Raw genomic sequence first — 18,463 nt, 5'->3', positions numbered from 1 at the left:
CTCCCCCTAACTGTTCACTGTCACCATGAAGCAAAAAGGCGAGATCTGCGCGCACCCGCTCATCTCCCGCCTGCTTTGTTTTACATATCGCTAAATCAACGAATCTTTGTGCCGTTTGGCAGCGGTCCCGAGACCGTCGCCACCTTTAACGTACCGTTTGCGTCGCCCGCCAGCAACATTCCTTGGGAGAGCTCGCCTCTCAGCTTCACCGGTTTCAGGTTAGCAATAACAATAATTTTCATACCGACCAATTCTTCAGGTTTATAGAATTCAGCGATGCCGGATACGACTTGCCGCTTCTCATAGCCGAGATCCAGCTGGAGCTTAAGCAGCTTATCAGCACCTTTGACTTTGTCTACCTGCAGTACTTCGGCGACACGCAAATCAATTTTTTGAAAATCTTCCAAATGAATTTGCGCCGGTGCTTCTGCAACTGCTTTCGATTTTTTTTCCTTGTTGCCGTTCGGCTTCGTGCCTGATGCGCCTCGCATTTGCGACTTGATATAGGCTACCTCTTCTTTAATATCAAGACGCGGGAAAATCGGTTCTTCCTTGCGTACCGTCCATTGACCCTTGTTGAGGTTCAAGTCGCGGATCGAATCCCAAGTCTGATCTGCTGGCTCAGCTACACCGAGCTGACGGAATATTTTTGTCGGAGTCGAAGTGAAGAACGGCTGAATCATGATGGCCACACTGCGAATCGTATTCACTAAATGTGCCATGACCGAAGCCAGTTCATCCTTCTTCTCTGCATTCTTTGCCAACACCCAAGGCTGCGTGTCATCAATATATTTATTGGCTTGACCAACCAGCTTCCAGATTGCGGATAACGCAACGGAGAACTGCAGATTTTCCATCTGTTCTTCGACCACAGATACAGCCTCTGCGAGCGCATTTTCGAGTCCTGCATCAAAATGAGTCACGTGACCGTCATAAGCAGGAACCTTACCGTCAAAATATTGGCTGCACATCGCAACCGTACGATTCAGCAGGTTGCCCAAATCATTTGCCAAATCAAAATTGATGCGTTCCACGAACGCCTCCGGGGTGAACAAGCCGTCTGACCCGAATGGCACTTCGCGCAGCAGATAATAGCGCAGCGCATCCAGTCCGTACCTGTCAATCAGTGGTTCCGGATCCACAACGTTGCCCTTTGATTTGGACATTTTGCCGTCTTTCATCAGCAGCCAACCGTGACCGAACACTTTTTTTGGAAGCGGAAGACCGAGCGCCATCAACATGATCGGCCAATAAATGGTATGGAAACGAACAATCTCCTTACCTACCAGATGCACATCGGCCGGCCAGAATTTCTTGTAATTCGTATCGTCTTCAGATCCATATCCGAGGGCAGTAATATAGTTGGTCAATGCATCCAGCCATACATAAACCACATGCTTCGGATTATTCGGCACTTGGATACCCCAAGAGAAAGAGGTTCTTGATACCGCAAGATCTTCCAGTCCCGGTTTAATAAAGTTGTTGATCATTTCGTTTTTACGCGATTCCGGTTGAATAAAATCCGGATGCTCTTCATAATATTTCAGCAGGCGATCCGCATACTTGCTCATCTTGAAGAAGTAGCATTCTTCTTTAACTTTTTCGACAGGATGACCGCTGTCCGGACTTTTCCCGCCGATCACTTCGCCCTTGTCGTTTTTTTCAATGTCAACGAGCTGAGATTCCGTATAGTACGTTTCATCAGGAATACTGTACCAGCCTTCATATTCACCAAGATAAATATCACCCTGGCGTTCCAGCTGAGCAAAAATTTTCTGAACGACCTTCGTATGGCGTTCCTGTGTCGTGCGGATGAAGTCGTCATAAGAAATGTCCAGTTTCTTCCACAGCTGTTTGATCTGTGCGACCATACCGTCAACATAGTCAATCGGTGAAATCCCTTTGGCTTTGGCTTTTTCCTCAATTTTCTGGCCATGTTCATCCGTTCCTGTTAAGAACATGACATCATAACCGCGCAGCCGTTTGTAGCGGCACATCGCGTCCCCGGCCACCGTCGTATAAGCGTGGCCAATATGTAGTCTACCGCTTGGATAGTATATAGGCGTTGTCAGATAAAAAGATTTGCGTTCCTCAGTCATAAATCCGTGCAGCCTCCTTATTTAATACCGTTTCCAAAAGATCCCTATCTTTAAAAACTATACGTTTCACCGGATTGAATGTCAAGAAAGCAAAGCGCGCATAAAGGTTGAATTTAAAGCACATGATTGCTCCTTTTAAGACCAATCATTTCCACGAATAAATCAGCTTATTCAAAAAGGACTCGCACCTGTTATGCGAATCCTTTTAAATTACGATTCAATTTGATGATAAATGCGGTAAATATCACGCTTCGGCTGCGCGCGATCGACCGCCGCCTGTTTAATTGCATCCTTTACGCTCAATTGTTTTTCACGGATGTAATATTCAACATGTTCATGTACTGAAAGGACCGACCACCAAAGTTCATCTGCTCGCGCCTCCGATTCGCTGCTTCCATCAACGATCAGGCAAAATTCTCCTTTTTGCGCTTCTCCATCATTCAGAAAATCAAGCATATCGCTGATTGTCCCGCGTATAAATGTTTCGTAGCGTTTCGTCAGTTCGCGTGACAATGCCATTTGGCGATTGCCGAAGAGCTCAAAAAGATCTTTCAAGGTATCCTTCACGCGAAACGGCGATTCATAAAAAATGATCGTGTACGGAAACGTACCAAGTGCTTGAAGTGCTTGGCTGCGCTCCTTTTTTACTCGCGGCAGAAAGCCATAAAACAAAAAATGATCGGTTGACAAGCCGGATGCAATTAAGCCGGTAAGCGCCGCATTCGCTCCGGGAAGAGGCACAACCGGGATCTCATGTTTGATGCAGGCCGCAGCGAGGTCTGCGCCGGGATCGGAAATACCCGGAGTTCCGGCATCGGTGACCAACGCCACATTTTTGCCGTTTTCAAGTTCAATGATCAGCTTTGCACCGCTTGTTTTCTTGTTATGCTCATGATAGCTGAAGAGCGGTGCATGGATATCGAAATGCGAGCAAAGTTTCATCGTGTGCCGGGTATCCTCGGCTGCAAGAATATCAGCGCTTTTCAACACGTCCAGTGCCCGATATGTGATATCATCCAGATTGCCAATCGGGGTCGGAACAAGAAACAAACTCCCCTTTCCTTCATGATCGCCTTGAAAACTGCGCTGCTCCCACATCTGTGCCGCTCCCTTGAATTAATACCTTTTTTTCCTGTCTTGTTAAATGCTTGATTGCCCATTCGCGTCGCATCGCTGCGGACTTGTCTGTAAGTTCTTCCTGATAAACAACGCGAACCGGCTTATGGCTGCGCGTGTATTTCGCGCCTTTTCCGCTGCAATGAAGCGCGAACCGTTTCGCAACGTCAGCCGCATATCCTGTATAAAGACTGCCGTCCGCACATTCTAAAATGTACACACTGTAGTGACTCATGAGTGCGGCCACACATCCTCTGTATAGCGTCCGTCCGGATGATACACAACGATCGGTGTAAGCGCGGCAAGTCCCGGCCTTCCGCCTTTCGTTCCTTCAACCAACACCATATTTGCCGGTTTGTGCCGATGGGGATGCACGAATTGCATTTTTTTCGGTTCTATACCCTCCGCACGCATCCCTTCCAGAATATCAACCAGCCGCTCCGGGCGATGCACAAGTGCAAGCTTTCCGCCCGGTTTGAGCAGGCGTGCACTCACTGCCAGCACATCCGCGAGCTTAATCAGAAGTTCGTGACGGGCAATCGCCAAATGTCTATTGATTTTCATGTCGCGCGCCGCATCAATTGTGAAATAAGGCGGATTGCAGGTCACCACGTCACAGGTGCCTCGGCCTATTTTTTCATCGATATGCTTGGCATCTTCGCATAAAAAATCAACGCGTTCTTCCAAATGATTCAGCAACGCGCCTCGTTCCGCCAGAGCGCATACTTCAGGCTGAATTTCAACGCCGGTAAGCTTCCCCTTTGTCCTTGCTGATAAAAGAAAGGAAATCACACCGTTCCCGGCACATAAATCAACCAGCCTGCCTCTCTGAATCGGCACATAGACAAAGCGGGCTAATAGAACAGAATCCAGTGAGAATGGAAAAAGGTCACTGGATTGAATAATTTTCAGATCGGTATCGAACAAATAATCGACTCGCTCATTATTGTTTATGTGCTGTTCGTTCATTATTTTCACCCAAATTATGCGTTCCGATTGCATTGCCTGAATCAGCAATCATTTTTTATTAAGAAACGAAAGACAAAATAAGCAGTCGCCATCATTGCGGACACTGCCGTAGTGCAGATTGCATATATGAAAGCCCTCTTTATAGAGTCTCGCCAAGTTGTCATAGCCTTCACCCACATCCGGCTCGGAAACAATCCCCGATTTCGGAGCAGTCTGGCTTTTCAAACCTTGAGCACGCTTCCCGGCATCATCAATGCGTTTTCTCAGGTTCTCATTCTCTAGAGTGAGATTCTGATTTTCTTCAAGCAATGCTGCAAGCTGCGCTTTCAAATTGCCGAAGTCCACATAAATTTGTCCCAGTTGCTCCTCTAAATGACTGACTTGTGAGAAAATGTCCTTCTTCTCCAAGTTCATCCACCTCTTATTTAGTGGCTTGCGAAGAAATAACCCCTTCTTCAATAAGCTCATCCAATGTATACTCAACGACTTTATTTTGTTCTTTAAGCTCAATCTGAACCAAGCGTTCCAAGATATTCAGCCCGACAACACGGCCCGCGCCATAGCTTACATTAATTGGTGCCCCGATATCCGGCAGTGCCTTCTTCGCCGATTCATACTGATCATTTTCATATTTCAGGCAACACATCAACCGTCCGCAAACACCTGAAATTTTTGCAGGATTCAAAGACAAATTCTGATCTTTGGCCATTTTAATCGATACCGGCTCAAAATCGCCGAGAAAAGTCGAGCAGCAGAGCATTCGTCCACAAGGGCCGATACCACCAAGCATCTTAGCTTCATCGCGGACACCGATTTGCCGCAATTCGATTCTTGTTTTGAATACTGCGGCGAGATCCTTAACCAACTCGCGGAAATCGACGCGTCCATCAGCGGTAAAGTAAAAAATAATTTTATTGCGGTCAAATGTATATTCAACATCCACCAGCTTCATTTCCAAGTGGTGATTGTATATTTTCTGAAGGCAAATATCCATTGCAGCCTGAGCATCTTCCTTGTTCTTACGCACTTGCAATTCGTCGGAATCTGTTGCGATTCGTACGACTTTTTTAAGAGGCAGAACAACGTCCTCTTCGTCTACCGTCTTTTTTCCGATGACAACTGTCCCGCATTCAATCCCGCGCGTTGTTTCAACAACGACTTGTGCATTTACCGGAATGGACAACTGATCCGGGTCAAAATAATAGACTTTACCGGCTTTCTTAAAACGAATGCCGACAATTTCATAATTCATTTACGTTACCTCCTAACCTGATCACCAGCCGCTCCATGACACTTACGCCATTGACATGAGCGTCCAGCTGTCCTCGGGCGTCCAGAATAAGTGACATCGCCCGAATCGTTTGATCAGATGAAAGCGAGAGCATCTGCTCCTTGAGCCTGTCCATCTGATCCTCAAAGACAATTTCCTCTTGACGATTCAAATGAAGCGACAGAAGATCTCTATACCAAAAAAGGATCAAATCTAAGCCGATAGCCATTTTTTGATTATCATCAAAGTTGGGAGAGAATTTTTCATAAATATAAGGCAGTGCGGATTCTACAGACTTAAATAGCCTTTGCATTAATTGTAACACTTGCGAACGCGCCTCGGCAAACCATTCCTCTTTGCATAAACGAGAGGCTTCTTCATAGTCATGCGTTAAGGCGACTGCCGGTTTCAGCAACGGCTCCGGCAGTCCTTCCTGCACCATACGCTGACACAGCATATGATCCGAGAGCGGCACGAACGAAAGCACTTGGCATCTGGAAATAATTGTGTCCAGAAGCTGATGAATCTGTTCGGTCACAAGCAGAGCCAGCGTTCCCGGATGTGGTTCTTCAATAAATTTCAGCAAACTGTTTTCTGCTTGAGCAGTCATTTTTTCCGCCTGCTCAATGATGAATACCTTGCGCCCAGATTCCACGCCGCGATAGGCGAACTCTTTCATTAAATAAGCGATTTGCTCTTTTTTTATCGACGCCGCCCCTTCTTCAGGCGCAATCCAGATGACATCCGGATGATTTCCCGAAGCAATTCTGCGGCAATTTCTGCACGTCATGCATGGGCCCTGATCGGTAGGTGATTCACAAAATAAGGTTTGCGTAACAAGCAGGGCAACCTTGTGTTTTCCGGTTCCCCGCGGTCCTTCCAGCAAATACGCGTGCGCCAATTCATCTCTTTTGATGGCGTGCCGAAGCACCTTCGCCACAGTCTGCTGCTGCTTGCTTAATTCCTGCCAGTCCATGCTTTGCTCACTTTCCAATCATTTTTAACAACTATATATAAAGATTAATCAGCATGCCGCGAATTTCATCAAGCTGATCAAGCAGTTTGAGTTCATCTTTATTTTTATCCAATAAATCATTCGTCAGTGTAATCAGTTTCTGATCCACGGTCTTAACCAGTGTCTGCTGAGCACCGCCTTGCTGCCACGAACGAGATTGCGATGTCCCAAGTCCGGTTTGTACCGCTTCCTGAAGAAAGGAGCGCACATATTTTTTGTAGACTTGCAAATCACGGATTGTACGCGAGCTCGATACGCGCTTCGCCTGTTCGTCGACCTTATTGAGCAGTGCCTTCAGCGCATCGTCTTGCATTGCGCCCTTTTGAGTGCTTAAAGTGCGCTCAAACGAGGTACGCGGCTGCACGGCCGTACTTTCCCGTTTGGACACAGATTCGCCCAGGTTTGCATGCTGATTAATTTTAATCGCCATGAAAAACAATGCCCCCCTCTCACCCAAGCATGTGCATTAAAAATGCTTAAATTGATCAACATCAAGAACGAACACCGTCGCCCCTCCGACTTCAACCTCTACCGGATGCATCATATAACCGTCTGCATTCGCGTCAAGCGAAGATATAGGTGAAATCACTTGATTACGGCTGTGGCAATGTTCCTTGATTAGTTCAAGAAGTGCGTCTACTTGGTGATCCTCCGTGCCGATAATAAAGGTCGTATTGCCTGAGCGCAGAAATCCACCTGTGCTCGCCAGCTTTGTCGCGTGGTAATTTTCATCCACAAGTGCCTGCTGCAGAAAATTACTATCCTTATCTTGAACAACAGCAACAATCAATTTCATCGCAATCATCCCTTCCGCACGATCCATATTATGATTCTAATAATAAGTGCCCAACAACATAATCCTTTAACAAGACCAAAAATTAATGAACACGATTAATAAATTGGAAAAAATCAGCAATAACATCTTGAAAAACATGGTCATGATCCTGCTCACCGTCAATTAAACGGATACGTGATTTATTTTCTTCATAGATTGAGAGAAATCCTTCTCGAACGCGTTTATGATAGGTCAGCGCACGCATTTCAATTCGATCCAGATCATCCGCAGATTTTGTGACCCCTGCTTCCGGAGCCCCGCTTCGATTCTTCATTCTACTTCTGCCAGTCTCCGGTGAAACATCGATCAGATACGTTCTGTCCGGCAAAATGCCACCGGTAGCAAATTCATTAATTTGTTTCACAACTTTAACGGGCTGCCCTAAGCCATAGCCCTGATACGCAATGGATGCGTCGACAAATCGGTCGCAAAGAACGATTTGTCCGGCGTTAACAGCCGGCACAATTTTTTCTATCACATGCTGACTTCTTGAGGCAGCATAGAGAAGAATTTCTGTCTTTTCGGCCAGTTCTTGATCAGGATTCAGAACGAGCTGTCGAATTTTATCACCGATCTCTGTTCCGCCCGGCTCTCTTGTAAGCAAATAGGGAAGGCCTCGGCGTTCCAACTCTCCCGCCAATCGATGAATTTGCGTTGTTTTTCCGGAACCATCCGGGCCTTCAAATGTAATAAAAAGTCCTTTATGTGTCATTCTTATGATGCTCCCTCAACTGGTAAACCTTGATTTTCCCTTGATTAATCCATTCATTCTGAAAGACTGCCCCAGCCTCTTGCCAATACCGGATCAGCTCCAGACCATGCTCCGTCACACGTTCGCCTTCAACAACAATAGGAATCCCCGGTGGATATGGAATTACCGATTCCGCTGCAGTTCGTCCGACCGACCGATTCAGCTCTGTATGTTCACTGCTCAGCACCGCTAAATTCCGGTACGAATCGACAAGGGAATCGAATTTTGGAAACGAAGGCGCCTGTCCTTGTTCGGCAGAGGTACCCGAGGCACATTGGCCAATGACTTGGTTGATGCACCGAAACGCCTCGTCGTAATCGATGTCCTCAGTTAAGCCGAGAACCAGGAGGATGTGACGCGGATCAGCCATTTCAGGATATATTCCCGAAGCGATCAGCTGCCGCTGTACCTCAAACCCATTCTCCCGAGTAGCCAGCTGCAGCACCACCTTAAATGGATCAAGCATGAAGCGATTTGAATCTGCATGCAGAACGCTTAACCCGTCAATTGAACACAGACGCCGAACGAAAGCATCGCGACGTGCAAGCATCCGGTCGATTCGTATGTCATCAAGAGCCGCCATGTAATAACGCGCCAAATCGAGCGAGGCCATGATCGGGTAAGACGGACTTGAGCTTTGCAGCATAGCACGAACGCTCTCAATTTTTTCTAGTGAAACGCGTGTTGAGTTGACATGCAGATAGGCACCCATCGTCATTGCCGGTAGCATTTTATGTGCCGAGTGAACCACAAGATCGGCACCCAGATCCAAACTTGACGGTGGAACGGGCGCACCGATTTTGAAATGCGGTCCATGAGCCTCGTCCACCAAGACGTACAGTCCCTGTTGATGGGCACAGGCAATTAATGGACCTATTGATTGAGACGCGATTCCATAATAACTTGGATACGTCAAGATAAGTGCTTTTGCCTGCGGATAACGGTTCATACATTCAACAAGCGCCTGGAGTTCGATTCCCGCCGCAAGTCCAGACGACGGATCAACGGACGGAGCGAGAAACACCGGATGAACCTGCGCTAATTTCAAAGCATTGAAAACAGACTTGTGACTGTCCCGCTGAACCAAGACAACATCACCCGGTTCACACGTGGCAAGAACCATCGTCAAGTTCCCAACTGTTGATCCATTAACAAGAAAATAGCTGGCACGCGTCTCGTAATAGGCTGCAAGAAGCCGCTGCGCATCACGCAGTATCCCCTCCGGATGGTACAAATCATCCAGATTTGCCACTTCCGTCGCATCGATGGACAGGATTGATTTAAAAACAGACTCCGCCTTTTCAGGAAAAACCAGACCATCTTTGTGTCCGGGAACATGAAAGGAATATTCCTGTTTTCGATGATACTTGATTAATCCGTCATAGACGGGGGTACTTTGCTGATTCATTGTTGAACTTCCTTGACGTTTAATATCTTCATTTTAGCATAGTCAAGGATTTTTCAACCATTATTAACTCGAGGGTTTTTTATTGAGATGAGCTTATTCTCACTGAGAAGTATAAATGCGTGTATCGATTATTTTTTCCCTATCTTAATCGTCAGCTCCGTGACGCCAATAATTAGCAATGCAGCAACAAAAAGAGAAAGTGCAGTAGTATTATCAGACGCTCCAACATTAAAGATTACGAGGCTGAGTAATAAGAGAAGAACGCCGATTATGAATCCGGCTGATTGTTTCATAAGAATCAACTCCATGAGACGCAGCGTGATCGCAGCTTGTGGAAGATCAATGAGGTAGATTAACGCCGCCGCTGCAAAATAGGAACAGCCTAAGCTAATAAGACAGTTGAGGTTTTTATCGAGTGGACATTGTTTCTGAAATATAATCTTTCATCCATTGTTTGGTTTCCATCCAGCGGAAAAATAATGTGCCGAAGAAAACACCAATTCCATTAAGAATCAAGGCATCGACATCAAAAAGGTGTTTTGGAAATTGAGGAATTCCATTCATGAGAAAAAGGGCAAGTTCAACTGCAAAAGAAGCAGACATACCAATCATTATGAGACCCGGAAGAGCGAACCGGCCTCGCGTCATAAAGCCGACAAAAAACATAAAGGGAACAGGCAGACAAATCCGCCACATAAGCAGCCAATGTCCTTGAGTACTTTGAATCTGCAAACCAATCGTTTGAAACGGCTGCAGATTGAGCAATATACTGTCCGGCTTCACGACCGACTGCTCTGCAGCGCCCATCGGCTGAACGGTCAGCAGGGCGGTGATCATAATGTAACCAACGAACAGAGACAGGAAAACACCGCGATTATAAGTCAGCGTATGTCGTATATATTTCTCAAATAACAAACATGCAGAGAGCAAAAGACTGTAGGTCACAAAAAAGTCAAAGATCGTCGGATTGAGTATATGGTCCACCAAGTCGCCACCTCTCGCCTACATTTTTCTTTGTACCCATCATAATATAGATTAGGCCGCATAAACGCGCATTTTTGATGCGTGATCACGCATTTTTGATGCGGTATCACGCATTATTTGAAAAAAGAGAGGATTTTGACTGTTACCTGTTTGTTTTCGTCTGTTGGGCAGCTCTTGTTCTATGGAGTTCATTCCCGATTCCCAGCTCGTTGACTTTTTCAACGGCTTCAATTCGTGAATGGACACCTAGTTTTTGAAAGATGCCGGTCAGATGCTTTTCAACGGTTCTCTGACCAATCAATAAATTTTGAGCGATTTCGCGATTGGTCTCGCCACGCATCACTGCAGAAAGAATAGCTCGCTCATTTTGATTTAAATGCACTTTTGCCCTTCCTGTTCGCGCTGCATCAGCGACCTGCAGGCGCTGGAAAAGCCAGACCGGGAGCAGCACCTCATCACGGAGTGCCGCATGCAGTGCAGCAATGAGCGAATCGATGGAGGCTGATTTACTGACAACACCTGCAATGCCTCGTTGAATCATGGATGCAAAAAGTGGCTCGATTTCTGTTTCATAACCTGTGTAAATAATGATCTTGGCATCGGGATCCAGATCTAAAATTAAGTCGGCTGTTGCCATACCGTCCATATCTGGCATATTAAGATCCACTAAGAAGAGATCGTAGCTCTTTTTCTTTAAAATGGCTTGAATCATTTTTGCCGACTGCTCCGTATCGACTTCAAAACCTGCGTTTTTCAGCACCGCTTTTGTTCCGCTTGCAACTACTGCATGATCGTCAATTACTAATATTGATGTCATAGATTCCAACTCCCTTAAGTGACACTCCAGCCGCTCGCTGTCGCGGACGCACCGCGAGCTCATACATGCTCGTATCAGCCGGGTCTCGCGCTTTCGTGTCTGGTTTCCTAATCCGACTTTCTTTTCTTGTTAAATAGGCAGATGAATTTGCACAGATAATCCTCCATCTGTTCCCTCAATTTTTCTTTCTCTGAACAAGACGTTCCCATTCAGACCTTCAACCCTGCTCATTATTCCGGTCAATCCTGTAGTACTGAAAAAAGGATCAATAGCAGTATTGGCCAAACCGGCACCATCATCTTGATAGCAGAGCAGACAGCTGTCCTCTTCAAAAGAAAGATCCAATCGAACTCTGGACGCTCGCGCATGGTTCATGGCATTGTGCAGCAATTCCTGAATCGCTCGATAAAGACAGAGTACCATTTCTTTGGAGAGTCCATGGGGTATATCGGCAAGGTGCGTTTCCAAATGAAAGTCTGCCGACAGATTGACTCGTTGAAATAACACATCGAGCGCATTTTCCAATTTTCCGTTGAAAATATCTGCCGGATACCATTCTCGAATCATTTTGCGCATTTCTTCAGTATTATCGAGAATGCGTTCGCGAATATAGCTGAGCTTTCTGACGGTCTCCGGATGATGAATCTTTTTAACCGCCGCATCGATTTCGCGGGCAATCGCCAATTGATCCTGAATATTTGTATCATGCATATCCCTTGATAAATGCGCTCTTTCTTGTTCTGAAATGGAGAACAGCCATCGATTCATGGCATGTGGAATTCTTTTGCGATCATTCTCGAGATGATGAAAGGCTTGCAAGAGTCCTTCCGTTTTATAGAGATTATCGATAACGACCCGTGCGTAGCTCACCAATGTCTCAAGCCACATATTTTCATCAAGATTAAGACTACGCCCCGGCTTCATCCACTTTCCGACAAGTACAACTTTATTGGTTTTATCATCTTTAAGCAAAACGGTAAATCCAATATTGCTTTTCTTTAAATCAAAATCATGATCAGCAATGATCGGCATGTGACGCATCAACAACGTTGTCTTTTTATTCACTTGACGCATCCGGCCTTTCGAATTCACAAGAAAAAGTGCCGTTTCTTCAACCGGGAGCTGAGACAAAACAGCACGCCGCAGCATTAAGTCAACATGACGAAGTGTGTACTCGGTCTTGGATTTCTGCAGAAACCGATTCAGCGTTTCCTGTCGCCTTCTGCGCTTTGGATGAAGAAACTGAATCAAATGGTAATCGGTGTACTCTTTGATATAAAAAATAATCAGTCCAACGACAAAGCATAGTGCCCCGAGCCTGGCTACATCCGCCGGACTCTCAGTTATATGCCGCTGTACCAATCCGAGAAAGCTGATCAAAATCAGCAATGTAATTGCGAAACTCAATGCACAGTAATAGCCGAATTGCCCAATATAAAAGGACATGTCGATCAGTGCTGAGGACAAGACGATATAGCACAGAGTAACAGGAAGCATGATCATCCATGGTGTTGTCCACTCTACAGGGACTAATGATGTCCCAATGAACATATTTGGGAGCGCATAAAGCGCAACAAATGGAAATAACGCAAGAAAAAAGCCAGCCATCAGCAAATGAATGATACGGCCGTATTCAGATGCCCGAATCTGATAATAGAGCCGCGTTAACTGAATGCACAACAATCCGAACACGAAAACGGAAAAGACCAATTCTTGCTGATAATAGGCACTGACTTCTCTCGAGGTAAAAAAACAGCTGTTGATGACGATCAACGTCCCGCACAGGTAGAGACAGCCAAGCAGCCAGTTGGACACGAGAAGAAATCCGCACACCGAAAAATAATTACGAAGAAAGTGTACGAGAAAAATTAGTGTGAATACGATTGCCACACTAGTCAGCCGCAAGCTCCAGCTATCATGCCGGGCGTTAGCCGACATCTCAAACAGCACCGGACTAACCGTGATCAGTAGTGCAATCAAGATACGCACCACGGGACTGCTTTCTTTGCGCAAATAAAGGAACAAAACCGCTACAAAACACGTTGCAAAAAAGGCGAGCGGGATAATTAAATAGAAAAGAAGTGCCCATTCGGATGCACCGTTGTCAATGTTAAGGTTGCGAACAACTGCACCTCTCGCCACAGTGACCTGTTTTGCCTGTCCAACCATACCAAAGGTTGTGATGTTTCTGTTATCTTCCGGCTGCCTGCCATCAACGTTTAAAATGACATCACCCGTTCGCACACCCGCAGATTCGGCCCAACTGTAGGGAGCAACGGCGCTGACCTTGATCTGATTGTCCTCTTGCACGGTATAGATACCGACATACGGCCGATCAAGAATAACCCACATAAAGTGAGCGGCAAGAGTCAGCGCATAGATAAGCGCAGCTAGAAACAGAATGGAGCGCCTCCATTGTTTCCAAATGTTATTAATCATGTGTCCCGCCTCTCTCACAGTCATCCGGCATAGACCTCTTTGCTTGTCCATTGCATGATAATCTCTACGCCCTTTCCTTTTTCCGAGCGAATATTAATGCGCCCGCCAAGACCTTCTACTCGACCGATCATCCCCGGAAAACCCATTGTTCCGAAGGATTTGCCGATTTTAGCGACATCCAGGCCAACGCCATCGTCAGCATAATTCAGCGTAAACAGACTGCCTTCTTTTTTCAGACTTAACGTAACAAGACGGGCATGCGAATGTTTTCGCGCATTATTTAAAAGCTCCTGAACCACACGATAAACGGCCATTTCCCATTCACGCTGAAATCCGTCCAAGTGTTCGTCAACCGCCCAGCGAAGTGTAAAATCGGCTCGCAAATTCACTTTATTAAAGAGTTCAATAAGTGCTGTTCTAAGACCCGTTCGATAGATAAACTCCGGATGAAGATCATTGATCACCTGACGTAGCACATAGATGCTGTCCAGAATCTGCTCGCGAAACTTCACCATCAGCGCCTTTGACTCCGGATTATCGGCGCCTGCCCCCCATGCATCAAGCTGACGGGCAATATCAAGCTGATCCTGCATATTCTGATCATGAAGACTGCGCGACAGCTTCCATCGCTCACGTTCTGAGATGCGCAGCATCATTTTTTTAACGGTGAGCGGCACGGATGTACTTAAGACGGAGGAACCTTCCAGGTTTTCCAGCATATCCTTTGTATTTGCCAAATTTTCAATGACGATCTGTATATAATTAATTAACGTCTCCAACCAGACACGTTCATCGGGGTTTAACCGCCTCCTTGGCATTTTCCATTTACCCATAAGCACAATTTTTCTACGGACATTCTCGTACAGCAAAATACGGAATCCATCTTGAGTCGCGAAGAGCTTGCCCAGACCCTCCTTTGTCTGATTGGTTGCTGAGTCGTTTTCTGTGTCAAACGTCCCCATCATTGATTCATTATGTTCGGTCCGTGACATGCGGACGTCTTCCACAGGCAGGGTTGCCTCCATCTCCCGTTTGATAATTCTGTCGATATCTCCCAAATCATAATCCGTTTTCATCCATTGCAAAAATCTGTTTATACTCGTTTGCGCATCCTGCTGTTTGGGATAAAGTCTCTTCCTGAGTGAATAATCCAGGTATTGCTTTATATAAAGAATCATAAAGATGGCAAAAAAAGAAACAATAACGAAGCGGTAATCATTAACACCGTCATAGGTAATTAAATTCCATCTGTTCAGTGCATAAAAGGCTGTTCCAAGTAAAAAAGATGACGGTGCCGCGATCATCGCACAGTAAATGACGCTAGTCGTTACAAAGGCAGGATCCAAGAAGCGGTCAGAGACGATCATATAAAAAAGGACAAGGGGCAGTATGAATAGAAAAATGCCCGCGAGCGGACGAAAAATGAACTCATCTTGAATAATTGAAGGAATAATCGACAGCACAAGATTGGGAATCAATGAAACCACCAAGCCCAGCAGTAGTGTCTGCAGCATCGGCCTGTGCGCGGGTTCATTATAGTGTCTGGAAGCGTGAATAGCCAAGACAATCGCAAGAATCATCACTGCCGCCACAAAAAGCATACCTAATGATCGTACACCTGCATAATGTGTCATGCTTGCAAACACAAAGAGCACAAACGTTGATGCAGCGCTGCCGATCAGGGCAATTTTGACTTTTCCGGACATCCAGTTAAGGCCCCAATAGGAAAAATAGTTTTGAAGCACCTGCATGAACAAGATAAGTGCAGAATAAAAGATAACTAGATAGAGAATAAGGCAAAAAAAACGTTCGTGTTGCGTACGGCCGGCACCCCATGCAAGCCATAACAGGCTGATATCCGCTAAACACAGGATCAGCGTACGTTCGCCTTTCGCACGCTTATTCATGAACCATAAATAGAGTCCAAGGCTAAAACAAAAAAGGAAAAAGAAAAAAGGAAGGACATTGTCGAGAATCGGGTCGCTGCTTTGACGCCTAATCGTTAACAGAACCATCGCCGCGAGCAGGGAAAAAACCAGACTTGCCAAAGGCATCATCCGTTTTCTTAGTTTTGAATTGACAGCCACTGCCCGCACCTCCGTACTACTAGAGAACCTCTTCTCCATAATGCGGGAGGCCCCCCTTTGCATTCAGTGTAGCAAAAATGAGCCGCTCATAAAATAGCAATCACGCAGGAAAAAAGAAAAGTCGGATACGAATATACATTTATTTTGCTGGAAGAGATGAATCATTGATATGAGAGGATAGAAAGGGTCTCGAGCCTCTTTTGCTACTCTGCTTACTGTCTGGGGCTGTTGTCTTAGGCTTTCAGAGGTTAGAATATAAGGAATGTCCATGGTTTTTCATTAATAAGATGTAATTATAATTATGCGTCTTCATTGCAAAAAAAAGAAGCATCATCATTTGCCTGCTTCTCCTCCCGATCCTGCATGACCCACTGCTGTTTCCATCAACTGTCCCTTTTGGCCGATCTGAAGCTTTGCTAATTTATTCATATAAAATTTGTATTTCCAATCCGTCACATCGGTTTCCACAATTTTTTTCTGACAAGAGTCACAGATTAGTTGATTGCAGATATGAATACCTTCAACATCTTCGCGTCCGCAAATCAAGCATGCTTCCTTCGCCTGATTCAATTCGCGCATTGCCATCTTTCGTCACCTCCACACTCAGTTTCTCCATTCATTCAAAAACTATTCATCAATCAGCTAGCAAACTAGTTTCCCGTCTTATTTTAATAAAATGATGTGCGTCTCTGCTTTATCTAATGTATGTTTTTTGGGCTTGCCCCGTGTATGTGGCACAAAAGCTCACAATTAATCATTCACACTGGTTAACAAGCATTGACAGCATGGTAGAACAATGATTATAATTTATTAAAATTATTAGAAAATTTAATTGTCCCCGCGGGGATGGCCAAATGCCGGATATGCTACAAGATGCACTTCCGCAGGCTGCGGTGGCTTCGACGTTGCTCATAGGATGTACTTTCACAGGAGGTGATGACTTTCGCGTTGTGTACAGGACGTACACGTACTTAGCGAAAGATCCTTTATTTACCCGATCACTTACCTAAATTTCTTTAAGTCCTTTTATTTATATCTGTGTTTAAAAATTCAATAAAATTCATTGGGTTTGCGTCTGTTCGCATTGCGGCACAACTAATATTGCCGCAACAGCCCTCCTTAAGGGAGACGAGTTTGCCATGTTTACGATCGACCATTCGAAAACAACCTGCTTTAATGAAATGTTTCTGCCGGACGGTCGGATCAGGACGCACTATCAGAAATTATTTGATTGTCTGCAGACACTTGGAGAGAACGAGCTTTTGGATCGATCCAAAGAAATCAAACAACAGATGGTGCGTCAAGGCGTTACCTTTCAACTGTACACGGCAAATCAAGCAAGTGAACGTATCATTCCTTTTGACATCATACCGCGAATTATTTCACATGATGATTGGGAAAAACTAAGCGCCGGACTCAGACAGCGAGTACGTGCACTGAATCATTTTATTCATGATGTCTATCAGCAGCAGCAGATTATAAAGGACGGTTTGATCTCTAGAAAGCATATCGTGAATAATCCCTATTTTTTGCCGGCAATGGCCAATGTCGAAGTGCCTGAGAATGTCTATATCGCTCTTTCGGGCATTGATCTGATCCGTGATGAACACGGCGCCTACTATGTACTTGAAGATAACCTGCGGACACCGTCCGGTCTTTCTTATGTGTTTAAAAATCGTTCGCTTATGATGCATTATTTCCCTGAACTCTATTTTTCCTCAAACGTTCAAAGCATCGAGCAAGGTACTCAGGATCTGCTTACAGCGCTGCACGATCTGGCACCGCATCATCAACAGGATCCCTGCATTGTCCTTTTGACTCCGGGCCGATACAATTCAGCCTATTTTGAACATGTTTTCCTGGCACAGCAAATGGGCATCGAACTCGTCGAGGGACCAGATCTGCGCGTCGTAGACCAAAAAGTGTACATTAATTCGATTGAGGGATTGAGACAAGTGGACGTGATCTATCGCCGGCTTGATGACGATTTTCTTGATCCGCTTGCCTTCAACCCGAATTCACTGCTTGGCGTAGCCGGTTTGATGAACGCCTATCGAGCAGGAAATGTGGCCATCGCCAATGCACCGGGAACGGGCGTTGCTGATGACAAAGCCGTTTATACCAAGGTTCCGGACATGATCCGCTATTATTTGCATGAAGAACCGATATTGAAAAATGTTCCCACCTATCATTTAGAGAAAAAAGAAGACCGAGAATTCGTTCTGGATCAATTGGAAAAAATGGTGGTCAAAGAAACATCGTTATCCGGCGGCTACGGCATGCTGATCGGTCCGCAATCCACGCCTGAGAAGGTTGCCCTGTTCCGGAAAAAGATTTTGGAACATCCGGATCGATATATTGCTCAGCCGACCATCAATCTTTCTGCCGTTCCAACACTTACCGACGGCCACATCGAAGATCGGCACATCGATCTTCGCCCGTTTATCATCCAGGGCAAGAAAATTTCTGTTATTTCCGGTGGACTGACTCGCGTCGCCATGACGAAGGGTTCGCTCGTTGTTAACTCGTCGCAAGGCGGAGGAAGCAAAGACACTTGGATTGTTTAATCCCTTCTGCGCGACTCATTAGTTCTAGGAGCAGCAAAGACACTTAGATCGTTTAGTCCCTTCTGCGCGACTCATTAGTTCTAGGAGCAGCAAAGACACTTGGATT

At 45.6% G+C, this 18,463-nt stretch carries 18 protein-coding genes; 1 reads left to right on the top strand and 17 read right to left on the bottom strand.

Annotated elements, in window-relative coordinates:
• Positions 1-95: 95 nt before the first annotated feature.
• From metG to NOM01_RS14620, 17 genes are all read right to left on the bottom strand, one after another.
• Positions 96-2,099: a methionine--tRNA ligase gene (gene metG / locus NOM01_RS14700; protein WP_255749253.1), complete on the bottom strand. Its 2,004-nt coding sequence runs from the start codon at positions 2,097-2,099 to the stop codon at positions 96-98.
• 210 nt (positions 2,100-2,309) lie between these two features.
• Positions 2,310-3,197, bottom strand: a complete 888-nt coding sequence (gene rsmI, locus NOM01_RS14695) for a 16S rRNA (cytidine(1402)-2'-O)-methyltransferase (protein WP_255749252.1) — start codon at positions 3,195-3,197, stop codon at positions 2,310-2,312.
• Complete coding sequence (locus NOM01_RS14690) at positions 3,163-3,450, bottom strand: GIY-YIG nuclease family protein (RefSeq protein ID WP_255749251.1); 288 nt, start codon at positions 3,448-3,450, stop codon at positions 3,163-3,165. The genes rsmI and NOM01_RS14690 overlap by 35 nt, the downstream gene beginning before the upstream one ends.
• A complete protein-coding gene (locus NOM01_RS14685) occupies positions 3,447-4,184 on the bottom strand; it encodes a tRNA1(Val) (adenine(37)-N6)-methyltransferase (protein ID WP_255749250.1) in 738 nt (245 codons plus the stop codon). The genes NOM01_RS14690 and NOM01_RS14685 overlap by 4 nt, the downstream gene beginning before the upstream one ends.
• A 48-nt stretch (positions 4,185-4,232) precedes the next feature.
• Positions 4,233-4,592, bottom strand: coding sequence for a DNA replication initiation control protein YabA (gene yabA / locus NOM01_RS14680; protein WP_255749249.1), 360 nt, complete (start codon positions 4,590-4,592; stop codon positions 4,233-4,235).
• Positions 4,593-4,605: 13 nt separating this feature from the next.
• The gene (locus NOM01_RS14675) at positions 4,606-5,436 is read right to left on the bottom strand and encodes a PSP1 domain-containing protein (protein ID WP_255749248.1); all 831 of its coding nucleotides are present in this window, start codon (positions 5,434-5,436) and stop codon (positions 4,606-4,608) included.
• Entirely contained in the window at positions 5,426-6,430 is a 1,005-nt protein-coding gene (gene holB / locus NOM01_RS14670) for a DNA polymerase III subunit delta' (protein WP_255749247.1), read from the bottom strand. Before holB ends, NOM01_RS14675 begins: the two co-directional genes overlap by 11 nt.
• 31 nt (positions 6,431-6,461) lie before the next feature.
• The gene (locus tag NOM01_RS14665; RefSeq protein ID WP_255749246.1) at positions 6,462-6,899 is read right to left on the bottom strand and encodes a YaaR family protein; all 438 of its coding nucleotides are present in this window, start codon (positions 6,897-6,899) and stop codon (positions 6,462-6,464) included.
• Positions 6,900-6,935: 36 nt separating this feature from the next.
• A complete protein-coding gene (locus tag NOM01_RS14660; RefSeq protein ID WP_255749244.1) occupies positions 6,936-7,265 on the bottom strand; it encodes a cyclic-di-AMP receptor in 330 nt (109 codons plus the stop codon).
• Positions 7,266-7,347: 82 nt separating this feature from the next.
• Complete coding sequence (tmk, locus tag NOM01_RS14655; RefSeq protein WP_255749242.1) at positions 7,348-8,016, bottom strand: dTMP kinase; 669 nt, start codon at positions 8,014-8,016, stop codon at positions 7,348-7,350.
• Positions 8,006-9,463, bottom strand: coding sequence for an aminotransferase class I/II-fold pyridoxal phosphate-dependent enzyme (locus tag NOM01_RS14650; protein ID WP_255749241.1), 1,458 nt, complete (start codon positions 9,461-9,463; stop codon positions 8,006-8,008). Before NOM01_RS14650 ends, tmk begins: the two co-directional genes overlap by 11 nt.
• 128 nt (positions 9,464-9,591) lie before the next feature.
• Positions 9,592-9,756 carry a hypothetical protein gene (locus NOM01_RS14645; RefSeq protein WP_255749240.1) on the bottom strand — a complete coding sequence of 55 codons (165 nt, stop codon included), beginning with the start codon at positions 9,754-9,756 and terminating at the stop codon, positions 9,592-9,594.
• Between the two features lie 115 nt (positions 9,757-9,871).
• Entirely contained in the window at positions 9,872-10,447 is a 576-nt protein-coding gene (locus NOM01_RS14640; RefSeq protein ID WP_255749239.1) for a VanZ family protein, read from the bottom strand.
• A 142-nt stretch (positions 10,448-10,589) separates the two neighbouring features.
• Positions 10,590-11,264, bottom strand: coding sequence for a response regulator transcription factor (locus NOM01_RS14635; RefSeq protein ID WP_255749238.1), 675 nt, complete (start codon positions 11,262-11,264; stop codon positions 10,590-10,592).
• 129 nt (positions 11,265-11,393) lie between these two features.
• On the bottom strand, positions 11,394-13,703 hold the full coding sequence (locus NOM01_RS14630) for an ATP-binding protein (protein ID WP_255749237.1): 2,310 nt from the start codon (positions 13,701-13,703) through the stop codon (positions 11,394-11,396).
• Between the two features lie 20 nt (positions 13,704-13,723).
• Entirely contained in the window at positions 13,724-15,790 is a 2,067-nt protein-coding gene (locus tag NOM01_RS14625) for a sensor histidine kinase (protein WP_255749236.1), read from the bottom strand.
• 333 nt (positions 15,791-16,123) lie between these two features.
• On the bottom strand, positions 16,124-16,375 hold the full coding sequence (locus NOM01_RS14620) for a sigma factor G inhibitor Gin (protein WP_255749235.1): 252 nt from the start codon (positions 16,373-16,375) through the stop codon (positions 16,124-16,126).
• Positions 16,376-16,929: 554 nt separating this feature from the next.
• On the opposite strand from NOM01_RS14620, the gene NOM01_RS14615 reads away from it, so the two are divergent.
• Positions 16,930-18,357, top strand: coding sequence for a circularly permuted type 2 ATP-grasp protein (locus NOM01_RS14615; protein ID WP_255749234.1), 1,428 nt, complete (start codon positions 16,930-16,932; stop codon positions 18,355-18,357).
• The last annotated feature ends 106 nt before the right edge of the window (positions 18,358-18,463 follow it).

Origin of the sequence: Sporolactobacillus sp. STSJ-5, assembly GCF_024385605.1 — a bacterium.
Lineage (GTDB): Bacteria > Bacillota > Bacilli > Bacillales > Sporolactobacillaceae > Sporolactobacillus.
The sequence above is the reverse complement of the archived record's forward strand: the minus strand, read 5'-3'. Positions and strand labels throughout refer to the sequence as shown.